Raw genomic sequence first — 2,313 nt, 5'->3', positions numbered from 1 at the left:
GCGTCCCTGATGCGTTCGAAAAGCACTTTTTCAACGGCCTGTTAGGGGCTGGTTGCCAGGGTGCTCCAGCACCGTCAGCGCATAGCCCTTGCGGGCGATATTCATGGCAATGCCGTGGCCCATCAGGCCTACGCCGATCAGTCCGATGCGAGGGGTGTTCATGTGCTGCGTTTCAACCGGTGGGTGGGAAGCGGTGTCCACCGCATTGTGGCGCGCGGAGCCCCTTCAACCCACCGCCGCCGTATCCCGGAAAACCAGTACCTTCAGCGACCGCTCCTCGTCCACATCGGCGAACACCGCCGGGTTGGGAACGCGTTCCACGAACGCCAGCGAAGGCGCCTGGGATCGCATCTGCTCGCAGAGAAACTCCATCCCGAGCTCCGGCGCGTTCAGGCACAGCAGGGCGTGGCCGCCCGGCATCAGCAGTTCCGGCAGGCGCCGCATGAGCCGCGCATAGTCCTTGGTCGCGACGAAGCTGCCCTTCTGGTAGGACGGCGGATCCACGATCACCAGGTCGTACGGCCCGCTGCGCGTGATCTTGCCCCACGAGCTGAAGATGTCATGCGCCAGAAAGCGGGCACCGGCGCCCAACCCGTTGAGCTGGTGGTTCTGCTGCCCGGTGGCTATGGCACCCCGGCTCATGTCCACATTCACCACCTCCGCCGCGCCCGCCTGCAGCGCGGCAACCGAGAACGCACAGGTATAGGCGAACAGGTTGAGCACCCGAGCGCCGCGTCCGGTGCGTGCGCGGTGGTTCGCCACATGCGTGCGCACCCAGCGACGCCCTTCGGCCATGTCCAGGAACAACCCGTGGTTCTGCCCGCGCAGCACCTGGACGCGCAGGCGTGCGCCATCCTCGGTGACCACATGCGGCTCGGGCACCTCGCCCGCCACCAGCCGCGTATCGCTGCGGCCCTCGATGCGCAGCGCCTCGCCGCGGTGCTGGAACACCCAGTTCAGCGGCTGCCCTGGCGCCACCTGCTGCCATCGTGCGCGCAGGGCGCCGTCGATGGTGGCGAGTGCTTCGTCCGTCACCGGGGCGAAGCTGGTGAGCACCAGCACGGGCGGATAGGCATCCAGCGTCCACTGCTCGCTGCCGGGAAACCGCCCTCCACGCCCATGGAAGATGCGGCAGGCCTCAACGGGCGGAGTGAGGGTGGCGATGGCGTCGAGCAGGGCTTGCATGAGTGGGGTCGGGCGCAAAGAAAAACAGGCATCAAAATGCCCTCTAACGCAGATTGTGCCAGCGCTAACAGCTATGGTTTTTACGTTATCGTCACGGTTTCATCCGCTCCGTTCAAGGCTTTCGCATGACCTTCGCTGACAACCTGCGCCAATTGCCCTCCATTGCCCACCTGGCCGCCCTGCAACTGCTGGACGACGCCGGCCAGGTGGTGGCCACCATTCCCAACCAGCCGGGCAAGACGGGCTCGCTGACCGTGTACGCCGCGCTGGCCGCCAAGCACGGCGGCATCACCGTCGCCGCGGCGCAGGAAGGCCTGGAACTGTTCGCCGAACACACCGCCGATGCCCGCCAGCATCCCGGCAGCCATCCCAACATCGACCGGCTGCTGCAGGTGATCGAGACGGGCCAGGGCTACCGCGTGGCACTGGTGCAGGCCTGAGCTGCCATGCACACTCGCCAACCCAGCACCTCATACTCAAAAACGCCTCCAGCCCTTGCACAGCAAGCGCCAGGCGCTATCAAAAGCATAAGAAAGGCAGCCAGAGGCTGCCTTTTTTTCTACGGCCGTGGCCTTTACCTGCGCTGCGGCGGCACGTCCGTGCAACTGCCGTGGGCAATCTCCGCCGCCATGCCGATGCTCTCCCCCAGCGTGGGGNCCTCGGGGCTGTCGTCGAACAGCAGCTTGGTAAAGCCTTCGTCGCGGCCGTTGGCGATGGCGCGGCCGCTGGCCGCCCAGGGGAACAGGCCTTTCTTGACCTTGATGCCCTGCGCCTTGGCCTGATCCTCGGTCAGGCCCACCCAGGCCACTTCGGGGTCGGTATAGGCCACGCTCGGGATCACGCGGGCGTTGAAGGCGGCGCTTGCCAGTTCCTTGTTGCCCTGCAGTTCGCCAGCGATGACCTCGGCCGCCACGTGCGCCTCGTGCACCGCCTTGTGCGCCAGCATGGGCTGGCCCACGATGTCGCCGATGGCGAAGATGTGCGGCACGTTGGTGCGCATCTGGATGTCGACGTTGATGAAACCGCGGTCCGTCACAGACACGCCGGCCTTGTCGGCAGCGATCTTCTTGCCGTTGGGGGTGCGGCCCACGGCCTGCAGCACCAGGTCGTACACCTGGGGCTCGGGCA

General features: G+C 66.3%; 3 protein-coding genes and 1 pseudogene. 1 reads left to right on the top strand and 3 read right to left on the bottom strand.

Features of this window, described 5'->3' with window-relative positions; genetic code table 11:
• Positions 1 to 42: 42 nt before the first annotated feature.
• Together OX89_RS18525 and OX89_RS07320 are read right to left on the bottom strand one after the other, a co-directional pair.
• Positions 43 to 162: pseudogene (locus OX89_RS18525) on the bottom strand (NAD(P)-binding domain-containing protein); the annotation flags it as partial.
• A 63-nt stretch (positions 163 to 225) separates the two neighbouring features.
• Positions 226 to 1,185, bottom strand: a complete 960-nt coding sequence (locus OX89_RS07320; RefSeq protein WP_047350113.1) for a class I SAM-dependent methyltransferase — start codon at positions 1,183 to 1,185, stop codon at positions 226 to 228.
• A gap of 125 nt (positions 1,186 to 1,310) precedes the next feature.
• Here OX89_RS07320 and OX89_RS07315 point away from each other — a divergent pair, with 125 nt between their 5' ends.
• The gene (locus OX89_RS07315; RefSeq protein WP_011805338.1) at positions 1,311 to 1,625 is read left to right on the top strand and encodes a DUF2322 family protein; all 315 of its coding nucleotides are present in this window, start codon (positions 1,311 to 1,313) and stop codon (positions 1,623 to 1,625) included.
• 217 nt (positions 1,626 to 1,842) lie between these two features.
• Here the strand turns inward: OX89_RS07315 and OX89_RS07310 are convergent.
• A partial coding sequence (locus OX89_RS07310) for an FAD-dependent oxidoreductase (RefSeq protein ID WP_234305527.1) occupies positions 1,843 to 2,313 on the bottom strand: 471 nt, incomplete at both ends.

Origin of the sequence: Diaphorobacter sp. J5-51, from assembly GCF_001023515.1 — a bacterium.
Lineage (GTDB): Bacteria > Pseudomonadota > Gammaproteobacteria > Burkholderiales > Burkholderiaceae_C > Diaphorobacter > Diaphorobacter nitroreducens.
Note: the sequence above shows the minus strand (reverse complement) of the source record. Positions and strands in the feature narration are given on the sequence as shown.

What these genes read in the sequence shown, in the direction of transcription:
- OX89_RS07315 (WP_011805338.1), top strand. Translation starts at nt 1,311, where the DNA reads ATGACCTTCGCTGACAACCTGCGCCAATTGCCCTCCATTGCCCACCTG.
- OX89_RS07320 (WP_047350113.1), bottom strand. Translation starts at nt 1,185, where the DNA reads ATGCAAGCCCTGCTCGACGCCATCGCCACCCTCACTCCGCCCGTTGAG.